The following is an 18,123-nucleotide window of genomic DNA, read 5'->3' on the forward strand; positions in this document are numbered from 1 at the left end:
CGTTGCTGCGCGCGGCAGGATCCTGACCGCGCGCAGCCTGCAGGTCCTCGCGAATAGTGCCGAGGATACTCATGAAGCTCAGTCCCGGATGTGTTCGAACAGCGGGGTGGAGATGTAACGCTCACCGAAGTCGCAGACCACAGCCACGATCAACTTGCCGGCGTTCTCGGGACGCTTGGCCAGTTCGAGGGCCGCCCAAACGATGGCGCCGGATGAGATGCCACCCAGGATGCCTTCCTGGGTACCGAGCGCACGGGCGATCTCGATGGAGTCCGGGAACGTGACGTCGATGATCTCGTCGTAGATCTCGCGATCGAGGATCTCGGGAACGAAGTTGGCGCCGATGCCCTGGATCTTGTGGGGTCCGGGCGCTCCACCGTTGAGGATCGGGGAGTCGAGGGGTTCGACGCCCACGATCTTGACCTCGGGCTTGTACTTCTTGAGTGTGCGTCCGACGCCGGTGATGGTGCCGCCGGTTCCGATACCTGCCACAAAGATGTCGACGGCACCGTCGGTGTCCGCCCAGACCTCTTCACCTGTGGTGACCTCATGGATGGCCGGGTTCGCCGGGTTCGCGAACTGGCTTGCCGAGACGGCATTTTCGGTCTGCTCGACAATTTCTTTGGCCTTGGCCACAGCACCGGCCATACCCTCGGAACCCGGCGTCAGCACGATCTCAGCGCCGTAGGCGCGCAGCATGACGCGACGCTCGGTGGACATTGTCTCCGGCATGGTCAAAATGACCTTGTAGCCGCGTGCAGCTCCGACCATGGCAAGTGCGATACCGGTGTTGCCACTGGTGCCTTCGACGATGGTGCCGCCGGGCTTGAGCGCACCGGACTTCTCGGCAGCGTCGATAATTGCCACGCCGATACGGTCCTTGACGCTGTTAGCCGGGTTGTAGAACTCGAGCTTCACTACAACCTGTGCACCGAGACCTTCGGTCAAACGGTTGAGTCGCACCAACGGGGTGCGCCCGACCAACTCGGTGACGTCGTTGTAAATTCCGGTCATTTCTGTACCTCCATGCGGCCGCAGTGTCGACCGAATCGTTTATCTGGTGACGTTATTGCATCATTTGATGGGGCATATAGCTCAACCGGGCCGGTTAAATCCCGAAATTGCTCAAAAATGTCTATTCAAATACCGAATGCCGCATCGATTCGATCAGATCGAATCGATGCGGCATCCGGGTTACGCAGAAGGTCGCGAGGGACTAGCCCAAACGCTGCTTCAGAGCTTCGAACTCGTCACGAATGCCGGTAGGCAGTTTCTCGCCGACGAAGTCGAACCACTCCTCGATGAGCGGGATCTCGGCCTTCCACTCGTCGATGTTGACAGCGAGAGCTTCGGCGATGTCGTCAGCCGACACATCCAGGCCGTCGATGTCGAGAGCCGCGCCCGTGGGAACAACGCCGATCGGGGTGTCGATGCCGGCAGCCTTGTGCTCGATACGCTCGACGATCCACTTCAGGACGCGAGAGTTCTCGCCGAAGCCTGGCCACAGGAAACGTCCGTCGTCGCCGCGGCGGAACCAGTTGACGTAGAAGACCTTGGGCAGCTTGGACTCGTCGGCAGCCTTGCCGAGGTCGATCCAGTGCTGGAAGTAGTCGCCCACGTTGTAGCCGAGGAACGGCAGCATTGCCATCGGGTCGCGGCGAACCGTGCCGACCTGGCCTTCAGCTGCTGCGGTCTGCTCGGAGCCGACCGTGGCACCCATGAAGACGCCGTGCTGCCAGTCGCGAGCCTCGGTGACCAGCGGAACCGTCGTCTTACGACGTCCACCGAAGAGGATTGCCGAGATCGGCACGCCCTTCGGGTCGTCCCACTCGGGAGCCATGATCGGGCACTGCGACATCGGGGTGCAGTAACGCGAGTTGGGATGAGCAGCCTGGTTGCCGGATTCGGGCGTCCACTCGTTGCCCTTCCAGTCGATCAGGTGCTGCGGGTCGCCTTCGAGGCCTTCCCACCAGACGTCTCCGTCGTCGGTCAGTGCAACGTTGGTGAACACCGTGTTGCCCTGGTCGATGGTGCGCATGGCGTTGGGGTTCGAGGACCAGTTGGTGCCCGGTGCCACGCCGAAGAAACCGAATTCCGGGTTGACGGCGTAAAGCTGTCCGTCGTCACCGAAACGCATCCAGGCAATGTCGTCACCGAGTGTTTCGGCACGCCATCCGGGGATGGTCGGCTGGATCATCGCGAGGTTGGTCTTGCCACAGGCGGACGGGAATGCCGCCGCGATGTAGTAAGCCTTGTCCTCGGGGGAGATCAGCTTGAGGATGAGCATGTGCTCGGCCAGCCAGCCCTCGTCGTGCGCCATTGCCGAAGCGATACGCAGCGAGTAGCACTTCTTGCCCAGGAGAGCATTTCCGCCGTAGCCGGAACCGAAGCTCCAGATCTCACGATCCTCGGGGAAGTGGGTGATGTACTTGGTGTCGTTGCACGGCCATGCCACATCGGCTTCGCCCTCGGCCAGCGGAGCACCCAGTGAGTGCAGCGCCTTGACGAAGAATCCGTCGGTGCCGAGCTTCTCGAGCACATGGCTGCCCATGCGGGTCATGACGCGCATGGAGACGACGACGTACTCGGAGTCCGTGAGCTCGACGCCCAACTTGGGATCCTCGGCGTCGAGGGGGCCCATGCAGAACGGCACGACGTACATGGTGCGTCCGCGCATGCAACCGCGGTACAGGTCACCCATGAGGGTGCGCATCTCCGACGGGTCCATCCAGTTATTGGTGGGGCCTGCGTCGATTTCTTCCTTCGAGCAGATGTAGGTGCGCGATTCGACGCGTGCCACATCGGAAGGATCGGAATTGCCGAGGAACGAGTTCGGCTTCTTCTCGTCGTTGAGGCGTGTGAAGGTGCCTGCCTCGACCAGCTTGTTGGTCAGCCGGTCCCACTCTTCGTCCGAACCGTCTGCGAAGACGACGCGAGCGGGCTGGGTGAGTTCGGCAACCTCTTGCACCCAAGCAAGCAGTTCCTTGTGCTGTGTGGGGGGCGTGCCGTCAGTTCCGTTGAGACCGGGAATGGTCGCTGAGGTCATCAAACTCTCCTGGGGTGAGCCGGAACCGGGTTCTTCTGACACACGACGCACCTTCACAGGTAGCGCCCCGATACCAGTTGATCCCGGTGTCCCCCTCTCGACGGGGTCCAGCCGCGTCATCCACTCACGTGAATTCCACGGACGCCGGGTGTCCTATGTAGTGAGGTTAACGCTGGCTGTTCACCTGCAGGTAATCGGGTGCGGTCAGAATTGTCACAGAAACGATTCAGATGGTGTATTCAGGCGGCGTACCCGGCCTGAGAAGGCGTCAAACGGCCACTTTCGCTCCAAAAGTCCCGGCATCTTCACTCATAAAGTCCCGGCGTCGATGCGATCCCAGACCAACAGGCCTTCGTCGTCGCGGTGGCATTCCCACGCCGAGTAGTCGCCATCGGCTTCGACCATCGCCACGCGGTCCGCGCCGCCGTCGTGATCGAAATCCGAGACGACGACGAGCGCATCATCGGATTGGATGACGCGACTGTCGACGATTCCGTCTCCGTCCAGATCGAAAGCGTCGAGATTGACCGTCAGATCGCCGACGTCGACGGCACCCGATCCCGGTCCGAACGTTGCCGGGTCGATACCCTCGGCCGGCAGATGCGCGACGGGCAGGTGACATACGTCGAACCAACCGGTGTCGACGTCGTCTGCCGTGATCAGAAAGCTGTCCATGGTTCCCCCTGTAGTTGGTGCCTGCTGCGCCTCGCTACGGCAACCCCTACCGAACGACGAGACTCATCAGTATTACCAGATTTCGGCAGCTCTTCCCCGTCGAAAATTTGCGCCTGTGGACAACCTGCTCAGGTACCGGATCCGTTCAGAATCGCAAGGTCTCGTTCACAGGCCGCCAATTGTCCGGTATGCGCCTGGCCCAGTGTCCGGAGTTCGGCGTCGATCTCCACGATTCGAGCCTGCGCCGACGCAATCAGTTCACGGCTCTCGGCCATGATCGCGTTGCCGAGGTCCACTTCCGCGTCGAGAAGTCCGTTCAGTACGCGTTGCTCCCATTGCGCTCGCACGGTAGACATCGTTTCGACCAACCAGGCGCGAGCGTGCGCTCGGTCGGCGGCAATGCTTCTCGCTCGGCTCAACCACCACGCTGCTACCGCGCCGAGTGCGAGGGTCACCGGAATGCTTGTAATATCCAGGGCCGGGATCATCTCCAACGGAGTGACTGCGATCCGGCCCAACCCGAGACCAGCCGATGCCCCGACCAACACGGTGATTCGCTCTTCGTTCCCCCGCGGCCGCGCGGCCAGTCCGTCGGGAAAACGCGGTACGGGAAGGTGGCCGCCGGCCTCCCCCGCGCCGACGGCAGTGGACATTGCGGCATCAAAAATGATTGTGTTGCTGGCAACTTCATGTTCGAGGCGCGCCGGCAAGCTCAAGAGTTCAGCTCGGGCAGACTCGTCGATCCAGATGCGCGCCGACGCCACCGTCGTACGGGTGGTGTCCGCAATCTGCTGTGTGAGATCAGCGCGTGCCCGTTGGAGCCGGCTTCGCATCTGGGCAAGACGCTCACTGCGTCGGCCGTCACGCTCGGTCAGTAACTGTGCTCGCTCCGAACGCAATTCGCCGCCGGGGACATTTTCGCGGAGGCTTCGGATCTCGAGGTCGATCATTCTTCGGGTTTCCGCGATCACTCCGCCGCCGGGCTGGGATACGGCACGCAATCGGAAAGCGTCGACAACGGCGAACAACGACGCCGCCCCACCGTGCTCGGACAACTCGACGACGGTGGCAGCACCGTAGACGTCATTATGCGCAGCAAGAATGCCCTGGTCACGGACACGTACGGATTCCCAGTCCGGATAGCCGTCCACACCGGTCAGCACTACCGCCAACGGCAGGCCACCAACCCCGGCCCCGTCGAGTAACTCGAGTTCTTCTCTTCCGATCACGCTGGCGGCGTCAATGACCAACAACACGATTATCGCGTCGGTCGCGCACTCGACGGTGACATATCCAGCACTCGAACGAAGTAGTTGTTCCACGTCTTCGCGCCCACACCGAGGCGGACCGACAACGAGAACCTTTGCAGCACTTTTAAATTCACCTTCTTCGACGCCGTCGACGTCCCCCGACACCCCGGCAGGATTCCATCGCTCCACCACCGGCCGCATCGCGGTGGACGCTGCCGTCGGATCGTCGTTCACGGAGCGCCCTCGGATCCGGCCGGTCTGCCACCGAGTGAGGCCCACCTTCTGACGTATGCACGCTGAACGAGCGAAACCGCGTCCGGCCACGAAGGGTGCTCGCGTTGCGCCTGCCCTCCCCACCATGTTGCACACCGCAGCGCTTCGTCGACCGTCTCAGGCAAAGCAGGCGCCGCGGCGACAAACTCCTTCAACTCCGGACGCACCAGTGCGGCAGTCGCGGCAAAGGTCACCCCACTGTCGGCGCCCAAGTACCTCTCGACTTCGTCCTGCGCGCCGGCCTCGTCTGCGTCGGCACCGGCGGCAACCCTTTCGAGTACCGCTCGCATTCCGTCGACTCTGCGCCACCACTGCGCCTCGACTATCCGGGCGAGGGCGTCGAAAAAGGCACCACCGCCTTCTCCGGTCAACGCTACGAGGGGAACTGTGGCAGTCCCGAGTTCGTGCGCAATCTCGGTGGCGCGTCCGACCGCAGCTTCCCAGCCGTCACCCACGCGGTCGGCCTTGTTCACGACGACAAGCCCGCGATCGGACAACCGCCGCGCTGCACGCCGATCCACATCACGGATTCCGTCGACAACTACGTACACGACGCAGTGGTGGGTCAAATCCGGATCGATTGCACCCGGCACATCGAACGCCCGCGTCTCCGTCGGGATCACCGGAGCACCGCCGACACGACGCGCCGCTCTGTTGTCACTTTCGAGCAACCGGACCACTGCAGACCGACCCACTCCGCTTCGTCCGGCAACAAGCACCTGCAACGGCGCTGTCAGCGATCCGACAATCGAATGCACGGCCTCTGCGGCGCGCTGGTCGATCGGCATCAGCCGGTACGCGAGCCGCCTCAATTCGTCCATCGGTTCCGCGCTCGCGTCCTCCAGCGAACCCGCGGACATCAATCGAGCCCCTGTTCTCATCCCCACCCCACGCTCCCCTCGTGCTGGCCAGATTCTGTCAGGTCTACTTCGCGGGAGCTGTTCCCGGCAGGTCATCCGGAGTTCACTCACACGGATTTGTGTCCTGTTTTCCGCACTTTTCACAGAAAGCCTCAAGTCGAAGTTCAGACCCGTCTGCGATATATGGCGCTCATGCGTGACAATGGACGCGTGAACGAAGCCGATCAGCACGCACTGCCAACCCCGAACGCTGGCGAGACGGAAGAATCCAAGGGTTCCCGCCTCCATCCGCGCGTGACAAGTTTCCGCTCGCGCCGGGGTGCGCTGACCGACGCACAGCAGAAGTCGTGGGACCGTCAGTGGCCGCTCATCGGTGCCGACGTGTCCGATACTCCCCTCGACGCAAACGCCTGGTTCGGACGTGACGCGCCCCTGATCATCGAGATCGGATCGGGCACTGGAACCGCCACCGCAGCAATGGCCAAGGCGGAGCCCCACGTCAATCTGGTCGCCATCGAGGTCTATCGCCCCGGGCTCGCACAGCTGCTCCAGCAGGTAGAACGCGAAGAAATCCCGAACATTCGTGTGCTTCGCGGTGACGCGATGGACGTTCTGGAAAACATGATCGCCCCCGAATCGTTGACGGGTGTGCGCGTGTTCTTCCCGGACCCGTGGCCCAAGGCTCGCCACCACAAGCGTCGCCTGCTGCAGGCCCCGACCTTCGCTCTGATCGCCAACCGCCTCAAGCCCGGCGGAGTTCTCCACGTCGCCACAGACCATGCCGATTACGCCGAATGGATCGGCGAAATCGGCAACCAGGAACCTCTGCTGACAGAACTCGATTGGGAGTCCCCGATGACCCACGAGCGCCCCGTCACGAAGTTCGAGGACAAGGCCCATCAAGTCGGAAGTGCAATCACCGAGTTCATATGGGGGAAGATCAGAGCATGAGTGTCAGCGAACAGCTATCTGAGGACGTCACGTCGTCAGGATCTCCCCTCGACCTCGGTCGTGACTCCCGCCACCCCAAGCGGGTACTTCTCGTCTGGGACGCCCCTAACCTGGACATGGGCCTCGGTGCGATCCTCGGTGGACGGCCGACGGCCGCCTACCGGCCACGATTCGACGCTCTCGGTCGTTGGCTACTCTCGCGCACCGCTGAGCTGTCCGTTCGGGAAAGTGGCACTCTCGAGCCAGAAGCGACAGTCTTCACGAACATCGCGACCGGCAGCGCCGACGTTGTACGCCCCTGGGTCGAAGCGTTGCGTAATGTGGGTTTTGCGGTGTTCGCCAAGCCGAAGGTCGATGAGGACAGCGATGTCGATTCAGACATGCTCGAGCACATCGCTCTGCGGTACGGCGAGGGCTTGGCCGGAATTATGGTCGCGTCCGCCGACGGGCAAGCATTCCGCGAACCGTTGGAGAACATCGCAGCAACCGGCATTCCGGTTCAAGTACTCGGATTCCGCGAGCACGCCAGCTGGGCGGTGTCGTCCGACATCTTGGACTTCGTCGATCTCGAGGACATCCCCGGTGTCTTCCGCGAGCCTCTGCCGCGGGTAAGCCTGGATACTCTGCCCGACGAGGGCGCCTGGTTGCAGCCGTTCCGACCGCTTTCCGCCCTGCTCATCGGGCGAAAAAGTGTTGCCGAATAGGAGTTGATCAGTGTTCGCCAGCTGGGGAAGCATCGTCTACCGTGCCCGCTTCACCGTCATCGCCGTCATGGTGGCGGGTCTTCTTGGGCTCGCCGCTTACGGCCTGAGCCTGCAAGATCACCTCAGCCAGAGCGGCTGGGACGATCCGGGATCGCAATCGGTCGAGGCTGCCAAACTCGCTGACGGCACTTTCGGGCGGAGCACAACCGGCGACGTCTTGGCGCTGTATACAGCGCCTGAAGGCAAGACCGTCGACGATCCCGAGTTTCAGGCGAAAGTCATCGACAGCCTGCAACGACTCGTCGCCGAGCACCCCGACCAGATCATGAAGATCAACGGTTCGTACTTCAAGGTCGGCGACGGACTCTCCGTCGCCGCCTTGGCGGACCCGACGAGGCAGCACGCGGTGGCCAGCATCGCCATCGCGGGTGACAACGACACAGCTGTGTCCAACAACTTCCGCGACGTCGAGAGCGCGTTCTACATCGACGGCGTCAACGTCCAATTGGCCGGTCTGCAGCCGGTGGCGAACTCCCTGAACGACACGATGGCCAATGACATCAAGCGCATGGAAATGCTCGCCATTCCGGCCGTCGGTGTCTTGTTGTTCTTCGTCTTCGGTGGCGTGGTCGCTGCGGCACTGCCTCTGATCATCGGCGGCCTGACCGTCATCGGGGCCAACGGAATCATCCGCCTGATCACCAATTTCACCGAGGTCAACGCATTTGTTGCGCCTGTGGTCTCGCTGGTCGGACTCGGTCTTGCCATTGACTACGGCCTGTTCATCGTCAGTCGATTCCGCGAAGAGATAGCTGAGGGGTATGACACCCCGTCCGCAGTCCGCAGAACCGTCATGACGGCCGGTCGAACAGTCATGTTCTCGGCAACGATGGTCGCGGTCAGCCTCGGCGGACTTCTGCTCTTCCCCCAGGGATTCCTGAAATCCGTCGCCTACGGCGCCATCGCTGCCGTCATGCTCGCTGCGATTTCGTCCATCACGATCCTTCCCGCGATTCTGGGAATTCTCGGCAAGCGGATCGACGCCCTATCCTTCAAGAGGTTCCGTCAAACCAAGACGAACGAAGAGATCGAGAACGGCTTCTGGGGCAAGCTCACCCGTCTGGTGATGCGCCATCCGCTCAAGGTCGCCATCCCGATCATCGTGGCTTTGCTGCTGATGATCATTCCGCTCAGCGGCATCAAGTTCGGTGGCATCAACGAGACGTACCTGCCGCCCAACAGTCCGACACGCATGGCACAAGCCGAATTCGACGAGCTCTTCCCGGGTAACCGCACCGAGCCTGTGCGTCTGGTCATCCAGGGCGCAGACAATGCGGCTCTCGGCCAAATCATGAAGACGGCCAACAACGCACCCGGTCTGGTCGAGAAGTTCACGCCCGAGCAGGCAACGAAAAACGGCGTCAACGTACTCAAAGCCGGCCTGACAGAGCGCAACGACGCTCGTCCGACCGTCGACTACCTCCGGTCATCCGAATGGCCCGAAGGTACGACGGTCCTCGTCGGCGGCACCCCCGCCATCGAGCAGGACAGCGTCGACGCCCTCCTCGACCGACTTCCGTTGATGGTCGTGTCCGTCATCCTGCTGACAACGTTGCTGATGTTCCTGACCTTCGGATCCTTGGTTCTTCCGATCAAGGCAGCTCTGATGAGCGCTCTGGGATTGGGATCGACACTCGGCATCCTGACGTGGATCTTCATCGACGGGCATGGCTCCGAGATGCTCAACTTCACGCCCGGCCCCATCATGTCGCCAGTTCTGGTGTTGATCATCGCCATCGTGTATGGCCTGTCCACCGACTACGAAGTGTTCCTGCTCTCCCGGATGGTGGAGGCCCGAGCCCAAGGCGCGAGCACTACCGAATCCATCCGCATCGGAACCGCCCATACCGGCCGAATCATTACTGCTGCGGCATTGATCCTCATTGTGGTGACCGGCGCGTTCGGCCTGTCGGAACTTGTGATGATGAAGTACATCTCGTACGGCATGATCGCGGCCCTCGTCATCGATGCCACGCTCATCCGCATGTTCCTCGTGCCCGCCACGATGAAACTGCTCGGCGACGACTGCTGGTGGGCTCCCGCATGGATGAAACGCATCCAGGAAAAGATCGGTCTCGGCGAACCGATCCTGGACAGTGAACTTGCACTCGTCAACGTCCCGCAGCTCGTGCCTGTCGGCGCGATCGCCGGACCCGGCCTCGCCAAGACCGAGGCATCGCGGGTGCAGCCTCCCCTCACACCGGCTTCGGGCAAACGTGAACCGGACCCCCTCACCGAGCCCATCCCCCTCAGCGAAATGTCCGTCAAAGCACCGACCGTCAAGCCCACTGAGACGCCGCGTCGCCGCAGCACGGACAGGCCACCTGTCACGGCCCCGCAGGACCTGATCGAAGCGCCGGTTCCCAACCCGACGTACAAGACCACAAAACCTGTGCCGGCATCTCTTCCCACAACCGAAGGACGTCCGATCGAAAGCTGGTTGTCGGATCTGCGCACGCCGGAGGCGACGCCGCCCGCATCGAGGCCACTTCCGGTTGTGCGGGCAACTGTCGCAACCAACGGGAGTGCAAGCAACGGGACTGCACACAACGGTGCCGTCCAGCCTGTCACCGAAACACCCGTCAACGGAAGCACTGCCGTCACCGGAAGCACTGCCGTCACCGGAAGCACTGCCGAGGACGCAGCCACTGGACGCCATCGCCCTGACGACAACAATGCCGTCAGTGTCAGCGAACTCATCGCGAGGCAGAAGAACCAGAGTTGACCTGTTCCTGCTTGCCGAATGCGCGTGCATAGCGCGTCCCGACAAGCAGGAGCAGTAGTCCGACGATCAGGAATGCAACACCACGCACCAGTCCGCTGAGTGTTGCGAGATCGAACAGGAAGAGCTTCGCGAGCGCGGCGCAGGTGAGCGCAAGCCCGGTTCCCAGCATCACGTGCGCATACCGGCGGTTGTTCAGGCCGTACACCAGGGCAGATGTGGCTGCCAGCATCCACACCACGGTCGCGGCGCTGTGGCCGAACACAAATCCTGTTGCCGCGCCCCAGATCTCGATGCCCGAAGCCACCAGTGCGCACGTCAATCCGTAGAGGGCGCCCAGACCGGCGAGGGCCCAGATCGTGGCAATGTTGTTCTCGCCTACCAACTTCAGCCGTCGGACCGTCCATGCACCGGCGATGAGTACGCCGATTACAGCGAGGCCTGTCAAGGCAGAGATCACATCGAGGTGCGCCGACGCAGCCCGAGCCGTAATCAGTGCCGCGGGCGGAACCGACACCAGGAACCCGATCAGCCCGGCTGCGGCAAAGATCGATCCGAGGGCGAACACGAATCGCGATCCGGCCGAGAATGCAACACCGAAGAAAATCATCGCAACCACGAGAAGAACTGCGGCGATCAATGATTCAGGAGATCCCGCCGAGCAGCAGAGCAACAGAGCCATTGCCCCGGTGCCGGCAACGGACATTCGAAGGTTGACCGCCAGAGCACTGCCCACCGCAGCGCCGGACAGAAGAAGCGCAGCCGTGACGCCGTACAGCACCGCTGCCATCTGACGGTCGAGGAGCAGTCCGACAGCGATGAGCGGAAGTGTCGCGACGATGAAAGTTGCACTCGACCATCCGCCTGCAACGTCGTCACGCGAAGGTGAACCGGCGCGCTGCACAAGAACCGAAGAGGCCAGGCCGATCGCAGCGACAAGAATTGCGCTGACCACCAATTGAGCTGCTTCACTGTCGGTTACGCCGGAAATCAGCCCCGAAGCAACAGCAACGACGAGTGCGAGTACCACCGGAACCGTACGAGCCAAGCCCAGGTACTTCCATTCCCGACCAAGCTGGGCCGAGAATGCCGCCAGCTGGATTGCGACGAGAAAACCGATGAGTGTCAACGTGATTGCACCCGTCAGCACAGGGGCCAACAGTGCAGCGCCGAGCACGATCAGCAATGCAAGCGGTTCGGAATCCCATTTCAGTGCCACGGCAATTCCGGCAGCAGCAATCCCGAATGCAACCACCATCGCCACCGGTACAACGAGCCAGCCGTACAGGACCGACGCCGCCATGACGTCGAGGTAGAGGCCGGCAAATCCCGTAGCCACCAGCGAAATTGCGCCTACCCGGCCGCCGGGGCGTCCGTACACCCGAAATCCGGCGAAGATCAATCCACCGGACAACGCAGCACCACCGATGACGCGGAGCGGTGGCCCGAAGAATCCGGCCTGAGCCGCCAGCACCAGAAGCATGACAACCCCGATCAAGGTGACCGAGACGCCGGCAATCGCCAGCAGTCGACTGATCACCCCGTCGCGCTGCCACCACGGCTCACGACGGTCGTACGGCGCGCCGACATACTGCGGTGGCGGTGGAGCGTATTGCTGTTGGGGTGCCGGCGCGAATCGCTGTTGCGGCGGAGCGAATTGCTGTTGCGGCGGAGCGTACTGCTGTTGCGGCGGAGCGTACTGCTGTTGCGGCGGCGGCGGAACAGGAAGCGGAGGTGCCGGGGGCGGAACCTGCATTGGCGTTTGAGCAGGCGGGTTCACCAACTGCGCCTGCAGGATCGACAGGTTCTGCCCTAGGTGGTGCAGCGATCGACCGATACTCTCGCACTCGGTCGACAACGCCGTCACGAGTCGCGGATCAACGCCCGGAGAACTTGGTGTGGTCATACTCCGAGCCTGCTATCGGAGGCCCGGATTCAGATGAGTAGTACTACTCGATTGCCCTGGGTGCTTCTCGGATCAGGAACCTAGGAACTTTCGGATGGTGGTCCCGAAGGGATGTTTGGCGGTGACGCTGCCGAAGCGGACCTTGCCGTGCACCACGAGATGCAACGGACCCATGTGCGGCCCGCTCCGCACCTTGTTGGAAGCGCTGCCTCCGATGGCTTCGACGTCGTTCATGTCGACGGTGGCTTCCTCGGGAACGATCAGCGCAATCGAACTCGCATAGTCGTTGATCGAGACGTGCACTACCTGCGTCTGCATGACTGCGCGGGTGAAATCGATGGTGACACTCGACATTCGAGTGTCGATGACAACGGCCGGAGGAACAATCCAGGCTCCGTTGCGGGTCACCGTCGACATACGCCCACGAACGATCGCAGCGTTGGCCGCGCCGTACGGCCCGGTTGCCGGAACACCGACCGGCGGTTGCGACTGGGTGTACCGAACCTGCTGGGGATATTGAGCCTGCTGAGGTTGCGGATACTGGGCCTGTGGATACGGATAGCCGGGCTGACCTGTGGGATACGCCGGCGGTTCGTAATCCGAGATCAAGGTGATGCCGGGAAGATCTGCCAGCACGGCGTTCAGTTCACCGCGAGTCTTCGCGGCCAACGCGGTGTCCATACGTTCGGTGAACTCACCGAGCGAGAGCATTCCCTGCCCGACTGCTTTCTGCAGCAATTCGCCGACGTGCTCTCGCTCTGCATCCGATACTCGTAGATTTCTGGCCTCCATCCCTCCAGGATAAGCGCTAGTCGAGTCCTTGCTCGATTGCGTAGCGCGTCAATTCCACCCGGTTGGCCAACTGCAGTTTACGGAGAGTGGCCTGAACATGGTTTTCGACGGTTCGATGGCTCAGGGAAAGCCGCGTCGCAATCTGCTTGGCACTGAGGCCCTTTGCAACCAGTCGCAGCACTTCGGTCTCACGTTCTGTGAGCCTGGGAACCTCCGGTGCGCGGTCGTCAGCCGGGGCACTGGACATCCGTCGGTACTCGCCGAGGACCAGTCCGGCAAGTCCCGGGGTGAATACAGCCTGCCCGTTGTAAGTGGCGCGTACGGCGTCGAGCAGTTCGGCGACGGAGGCACTTTTGACCAGGTATCCGGATGCTCCGGCTTTGATCGCGTCGAGAACATCGTCGCGTTCCGACGACGCCGACAGCACCAGGATCTTGCTGTTCGGCGAGACCTCGAGCACTGCGGTGGTGGCGTCGGCTCCGTTTCCGTCGGTCAGATGCATGTCCATGAGCACGACGTCCGGCCTGACAGCGGCTGCGCGACTACGGGCGCGCTCAACACCGTCAGCGGTGGCTGTGACGGTGAACCCGGCAGATTCCAGGTCGCGGGAGACTCCGTCTCGCCACATCGGGTGGTCGTCGACGACCATCACAGAAACCACGCTTGTCGACACCCCGCTTGTCGACACCCCGCTTGTCGAAACCCCGGCACCGTGTTCTTCAGTCACTCCCACTACTTCCCTTCGGAACGTTGATCTCCCATTCGGTGCCCTCCCCGGGACCGGTGTGCAGGGTCGCGGAACCTCCGAGCGCCGCGACACGACCGAGAATCGACTTCGATACTCCCATGCGGCCTTCGGCTTCGGCGGCAGCCAATCGACCTTCAGGTATACCGACGCCGTCGTCGCGGATGCTGACGATGACTTCGCCTGGTAGATCTTCGAGGAGTACGTACGCCTTGGCGCCGGGTCCGGCGTGGAGGGCCGTGTTGGACAGGGCGTTGTCGACGATTGCGGCCAGTTCGATTGCGCAGTCGCGGCCGAGAACTACCGGGTGGGCGGGAGTGGAAACGGAAACGGTTGTGCTTGCCTGAGTGGTCAGCAGTGGAGCGAGATCTACGCTCTGGCCGCCGATGTCAGCGGTGACGCCGGAACTCTGCTCGGAGATGAGCATCCTCAATGCGACTTCCTGTTCCCCGGCCAGTTCGGCGAGTTCCGCGGCGCCGCCGCCGAGTTCAGCACCTCGCCTTCGAACCATCGCCAGAACTTGCAGAACTCCGTCGTGAACTTCTCGGGCGAGCCGTTCGCGTTCTTCGGTAGCAGCGATCAGACGCACGGCTTGTTCGAGTTGGCGATGGGCGCGTCTGGCGGTGGTGGTGGCGAGGCCCAGCGCCAAGCCCACCGAGACCAGGACCGGGGCTGTGGCATCGCGCCACAGATCGAGATTGATCTGGTCTCGAATGATCGCGCTCGCTGAGGAGATGAGAACTCCCGACGCGATTCCGAGCCAGGGGCCACCGAGAATAGCCGCAGAAATCACCGCATTGGTCGCCCACAGTGTGGTGGGCAGGGTCTGGTGATTCTGGTACCACCCTTGGTCGGAGACGAGCCTCGTCGACGCCATCAATGCAATGACTACTACTTGATCGGTGAGCACAACGTAGGTGCGGATCCGACGTCCACGCACTATCTGACGTTCGAGCTGGCCGGTGTGCGGAACCTTTCCGCCGGCGAGCATCACCGCGGAGGCTCCGGTCCACACCGCCATCAGCGCGACGAAGAACCAGCTGAGACGTGAATTCGTGTAGTTCGAAACCGACGCGAATTGATAGCTGATCGCGTAGATCAGTGTGACCAGTCGAAATGCCTGCGCGGCCCGCCACAGCGGTGCATCCGGATCGGTGTCTACTCCGGACGCGGCACGAACGGTGGGTCGGTAGTGCAATCGCCGTCGGCCGGCAGGTTCAGGCAGTGCAGGTTCAGTCAGCTCAGGTTCAGTCATCGGGTGTGACATCGCTCGGTGCGATCGGATTCTCGATTCGCGGTTCGGTTCGCACTTCGTCGGGTTGCGCCGGGTAGAGGGGTGTCTCCGGATCTTCGACGTGTAGTTGCTCGTACACAGCCTCGGGGTCGTCTGCGAGCAGCGAGCGAATTGCCGTGTTGAGGACGGCGACTATGGGTACCGCGAGGAGTCCGCCGACTATCCCGGCGAGGACGATGCCCGTGGTAATCGCGAGAACAACTGCCAATGGATGCAGTCGAACCGCCCGTCCGAGCAGCAACGGCTGCATGACATGCGCTTCGAGTTGCATCACGCCGATGATGATGCCGAGCACGATCAGGGCGGTCAGGAGTCCCTTCGTGACCAGTGCAACGAGTACTGCGAGAAAGCCGGTGAGAAAGGCACCGATAATCGGGATGAACGCGCCGACGAACACCAACGAAGCCAAGGGCATGGCCAGCGGAACACCGAGGATGACCAGGCCCAAACCGATTCCGATGGCGTCCGCAGCGGCAACTGCGACTGTTGCGCGTACGTATCCGATGAGCGAGCCGAAGCCGGCGGACCCGGCGATCCGTACTCGGCGTCTGGAATCACGCGGAACGATCCTGGTGACGAATCCCCAGATCTGATCGCCGCCGTACAGGAAGAAGATGAGAGTGAAGAGGGTCAGGAATGCACCGGTGAACATCTCACCGATGACAGTTGCCGTGGTCAGGGCGCCGCTGGTCAGTTCTTCACGATTGGACTGCACCGACTTCACGACGGAATCGCCGGCCTGCCGAATCTGATCTTCACTGAAATGGAGCGGGCCGCTGGTCAACCAGTTCTGGATCTGGGTGACGCTGGCGGCAAATTGGTCGGTGAGCTGCGGCAGTCCGTCGATGAACTGCTCGACGACGAAGGCCACGATTCCGGCGACGATTCCGATCGCGCCGAGCAGTACGAGGATTACCGCCGCGGATCGCGGTACACCCCACGCCTGCAAGCGGTCCACCAACGGCACCAGCAGCGCAGACGCCAAGAGCGCCAATCCCACCGGGATGAGTACTGTCTCGAGTCGCAACACGACGTAGGCAAGGACGGCCAAGCCCGCGAAGATCATGATGAGGCGCCACGACCATTCGGCGGCGATGCGCACGCCGGGATGCACTGCCTGGGCGTCTGCGCTGATGGGCTTTCTCATACCCGCTCGAACTCGCTCATACCGAAATCCCCGTCCGCATTCCCCACGTTTGCGTTCACATCGGGAGCCTAACTGTCTATGCCGACAAGCGAGGGCGGACGCAAAATCGGACGTGCATACCAACAGTTCGACCCCAGCCAGCTAAATTGAACGCTGTGCGGGCCTCATACAGAGCGATAGCGGTGACGATCCGCAGTCGATGGCCCATCTATATGGTCTCGATGCTTGCGGCGAATTTGCTCGGTGCAGTACTGGTTTTTGCGTTCGTCCGGTACGGCGTGCCCATCGAGGAGTCCGACTCGATCGTTGCCAAGCATGTCCGTAACTTCGCGATATTTGGGATCTACCTCGCGTTTGCGGGAGTTGTCAGTCTGACTGCGGCGGCGATGATGCTCCGCAAGGTCATTCGGTGGCGATTGCGCGGTGGGCCGCCGACACGCAGTGAGCAGATGGCAGCGCTGCATGCCCCACTCCGGCAAGCGATCGTTCACCTTGTTCTCTGGGTCCTCGGCGGCGTCATCTTCGTGCTGCTGACGATCAACGAGGTGCCCGGGCTGGCTATCGCGGTGGTCGTCACCGTGTGTATGGCTGCGACCACGACCTTCGGATTCACGTACATGCTCGGCGAGCGGATCCTGCGACCCGTCGCGGCCCAAGCCCTCAGCGAAGGCGAATTCGACCGGACGATGGCTCCGGGCGTCGGCACCCGCCTGATGATGACGTGGGGTCTGGGCACACTGATGCCCGTCGCCGGCATCATCCTGCTCTGCGCCACTCAACTGAGCAGCGACTTCGATTTCTCGCCCGACTCGTTGGCCTGGACAATCCTGTTGATTTCCGTCATGGCGATCGTGCAGGCATTCGCGCTGTCCATGTTGACTTCCAGTCAGATCTCCGACCCCGTCCGCCAGCTTCGACGGGCCATCGAGCGGGTCCAGCGCGGCGCCACCGACGTTCGTGTCGAGGTGTTCGACGGCAGCGAGATCGGGCGTCTGCAGGTCGGGTTCAACCGGATGATGAAGGAATCCGACGAGCGTCGACTGCTCCGTCAATTGTTCGGCCAGCATGTCGGTGAAGACGTTGCTCGACGCGCTTTGCAGTTCGGTACCGAACTCGGCGGCGAAACACGATTTGTTGCGGTCCTCTTTGTCGACATGGTCGGGTCGACGGGTGCTGCGGCCGAGCGTCCGCCAGGCGAGGTCGTCGAATTGCTCAACGAGTTCTTCCGGGTTGTGGTCGACGTGATCGACCGTCACAACGGATTCGTGAACAAGTTCATGGGAGATGCGGCGCTCGCCATCTTCGGCGCTCCTCTCGACCGCCCGGACGCGCCTACCGCTGCCCTTGCCGCGGCCCGCGAACTGCGTTTCAAGCTCGATGAGATCACCGGCCTGGACGTGGGGATCGGTGTGAGTGCCGGGTTGGCGGTCGCTGGAAATATCGGTGCGGCGGAGCGTTTCGAGTACACGGTGATCGGTGATCCGGTGAACGAGGCTTCGCGTCTGACGGAGCTTGCGAAGTTCCGTCCCAGCCGAGTTCTCGCGTCGACGAGCGCACTGTACTTCGCGGACGAGGAAGAACAGGCCCAGTGGGAACTGGGCGAGCAGGTCCAGCTTCGCGGGCGCCGGCGGCTCACCCATCTGGCCTGGCCGGAAAAGTACCCTGAGGTCGATCCGGAACAGATTGGCTAGGCTGAAT

14 protein-coding genes are annotated in these 18,123 nt (G+C 62.2%); 4 read left to right on the forward strand and 10 right to left on the reverse strand.

Going from position 1 to position 18,123, the window contains the following annotated elements:
- Nucleotides 1-78 precede the first annotated feature (78 nt).
- The 5 genes from cysK to QM600_RS19395 all read right to left on the reverse strand — a co-directional run bounded on the left by cysK (nucleotide 79) and on the right by QM600_RS19395 (nucleotide 6,104).
- Nucleotides 79-1,014 (reverse strand): cysteine synthase A, encoded by a 936-nt coding sequence (gene cysK, locus QM600_RS19375; RefSeq protein WP_283263158.1) that lies wholly within the window; start codon nucleotides 1,012-1,014, stop codon nucleotides 79-81.
- Between the two features lie 202 nt (nucleotides 1,015-1,216).
- On the reverse strand, nucleotides 1,217-3,046 hold the full coding sequence (locus tag QM600_RS19380; protein WP_283263159.1) for a phosphoenolpyruvate carboxykinase (GTP): 1,830 nt from the start codon (nucleotides 3,044-3,046) through the stop codon (nucleotides 1,217-1,219).
- A 309-nt stretch (nucleotides 3,047-3,355) separates the two neighbouring features.
- Nucleotides 3,356-3,721, reverse strand: a complete 366-nt coding sequence (locus QM600_RS19385) for a DUF6802 family protein (RefSeq protein WP_283263160.1) — start codon at nucleotides 3,719-3,721, stop codon at nucleotides 3,356-3,358.
- 128 nt (nucleotides 3,722-3,849) lie between these two features.
- Nucleotides 3,850-5,205, reverse strand: coding sequence for a hypothetical protein (locus QM600_RS19390; RefSeq protein WP_283263161.1), 1,356 nt, complete (start codon nucleotides 5,203-5,205; stop codon nucleotides 3,850-3,852).
- A complete protein-coding gene (locus QM600_RS19395) occupies nucleotides 5,202-6,104 on the reverse strand; it encodes a GTPase domain-containing protein (RefSeq protein ID WP_283263162.1) in 903 nt (300 codons plus the stop codon). The genes QM600_RS19390 and QM600_RS19395 overlap by 4 nt, the downstream gene beginning before the upstream one ends.
- A gap of 192 nt (nucleotides 6,105-6,296) precedes the next feature.
- On the opposite strand from QM600_RS19395, the gene trmB reads away from it, so the two are divergent.
- From trmB to QM600_RS19410, 3 genes are read left to right on the forward strand one after another with little or no spacing between them, the layout of a single operon-like run.
- Nucleotides 6,297-7,055, forward strand: a complete 759-nt coding sequence (gene trmB / locus QM600_RS19400) for a tRNA (guanosine(46)-N7)-methyltransferase TrmB (protein WP_283263163.1) — start codon at nucleotides 6,297-6,299, stop codon at nucleotides 7,053-7,055.
- Nucleotides 7,052-7,759: an NYN domain-containing protein gene (locus QM600_RS19405; RefSeq protein WP_283263164.1), complete on the forward strand. Its 708-nt coding sequence runs from the start codon at nucleotides 7,052-7,054 to the stop codon at nucleotides 7,757-7,759. The genes trmB and QM600_RS19405 overlap by 4 nt, the downstream gene beginning before the upstream one ends.
- Nucleotides 7,760-7,769: 10 nt before the next feature.
- Nucleotides 7,770-10,544, forward strand: coding sequence for an MMPL family transporter (locus tag QM600_RS19410; protein ID WP_283263165.1), 2,775 nt, complete (start codon nucleotides 7,770-7,772; stop codon nucleotides 10,542-10,544).
- Here the strand turns inward: QM600_RS19410 and QM600_RS19415 are convergent.
- The 5 genes from QM600_RS19415 to QM600_RS19435 form a co-directional block, all read right to left on the reverse strand.
- Entirely contained in the window at nucleotides 10,516-12,447 is a 1,932-nt protein-coding gene (locus QM600_RS19415; RefSeq protein WP_283263166.1) for a DUF2339 domain-containing protein, read from the reverse strand. The two genes, QM600_RS19410 and QM600_RS19415, sit on opposite strands and share 29 nt — an antisense overlap.
- A gap of 72 nt (nucleotides 12,448-12,519) precedes the next feature.
- Entirely contained in the window at nucleotides 12,520-13,239 is a 720-nt protein-coding gene (locus QM600_RS19420) for a DUF1707 SHOCT-like domain-containing protein (protein WP_283263168.1), read from the reverse strand.
- A 16-nt stretch (nucleotides 13,240-13,255) separates the two neighbouring features.
- The gene (locus QM600_RS19425) at nucleotides 13,256-13,888 is read right to left on the reverse strand and encodes a response regulator (protein ID WP_243618221.1); all 633 of its coding nucleotides are present in this window, start codon (nucleotides 13,886-13,888) and stop codon (nucleotides 13,256-13,258) included.
- A gap of 70 nt (nucleotides 13,889-13,958) precedes the next feature.
- Entirely contained in the window at nucleotides 13,959-15,239 is a 1,281-nt protein-coding gene (gene macS / locus QM600_RS19430; RefSeq protein WP_283263170.1) for a MacS family sensor histidine kinase, read from the reverse strand.
- Complete coding sequence (locus tag QM600_RS19435; protein ID WP_283263171.1) at nucleotides 15,232-16,425, reverse strand: AI-2E family transporter; 1,194 nt, start codon at nucleotides 16,423-16,425, stop codon at nucleotides 15,232-15,234. Before QM600_RS19435 ends, macS begins: the two co-directional genes overlap by 8 nt.
- Before the next feature lie 212 nt (nucleotides 16,426-16,637).
- On the opposite strand from QM600_RS19435, the gene QM600_RS19440 reads away from it, so the two are divergent.
- Nucleotides 16,638-18,116: an adenylate/guanylate cyclase domain-containing protein gene (locus QM600_RS19440; protein ID WP_283263200.1), complete on the forward strand. Its 1,479-nt coding sequence runs from the start codon at nucleotides 16,638-16,640 to the stop codon at nucleotides 18,114-18,116.
- Nucleotides 18,117-18,123: the final 7 nt, after the last annotated feature.

Source organism: Rhodococcus sp. IEGM 1379, assembly GCF_030056815.1.
Lineage (GTDB): Bacteria > Actinomycetota > Actinomycetes > Mycobacteriales > Mycobacteriaceae > Rhodococcus_F.

Bases quoted from the DNA above. Each gene is read 5' to 3' on its own strand.
- QM600_RS19425 (WP_243618221.1), bottom strand. From the start codon at position 13,888: ATGGTCGTCGACGACCACCCGATGTGGCGAGACGGAGTCTCCCGCGAC.
- QM600_RS19380 (WP_283263159.1), bottom strand. From the start codon at position 3,046: ATGACCTCAGCGACCATTCCCGGTCTCAACGGAACTGACGGCACGCCC.
- QM600_RS19415 (WP_283263166.1), bottom strand. From the start codon at position 12,447: ATGACCACACCAAGTTCTCCGGGCGTTGATCCGCGACTCGTGACGGCG.
- trmB (WP_283263163.1), top strand. From the start codon at position 6,297: ATGCGTGACAATGGACGCGTGAACGAAGCCGATCAGCACGCACTGCCA.
- QM600_RS19405 (WP_283263164.1), top strand. From the start codon at position 7,052: ATGAGTGTCAGCGAACAGCTATCTGAGGACGTCACGTCGTCAGGATCT.
- QM600_RS19420 (WP_283263168.1), bottom strand. From the start codon at position 13,239: ATGGAGGCCAGAAATCTACGAGTATCGGATGCAGAGCGAGAGCACGTC.
- QM600_RS19385 (WP_283263160.1), bottom strand. From the start codon at position 3,721: ATGGACAGCTTTCTGATCACGGCAGACGACGTCGACACCGGTTGGTTC.
- QM600_RS19395 (WP_283263162.1), bottom strand. From the start codon at position 6,104: ATGTCCGCGGGTTCGCTGGAGGACGCGAGCGCGGAACCGATGGACGAA.
- QM600_RS19435 (WP_283263171.1), bottom strand. From the start codon at position 16,425: ATGAGAAAGCCCATCAGCGCAGACGCCCAGGCAGTGCATCCCGGCGTG.
- cysK (WP_283263158.1), bottom strand. From the start codon at position 1,014: ATGACCGGAATTTACAACGACGTCACCGAGTTGGTCGGGCGCACCCCG.
- macS (WP_283263170.1), bottom strand. From the start codon at position 15,239: ATGACTGAACCTGAGCTGACTGAACCTGCACTGCCTGAACCTGCCGGC.
- QM600_RS19440 (WP_283263200.1), top strand. From the start codon at position 16,638: ATGGTCTCGATGCTTGCGGCGAATTTGCTCGGTGCAGTACTGGTTTTT.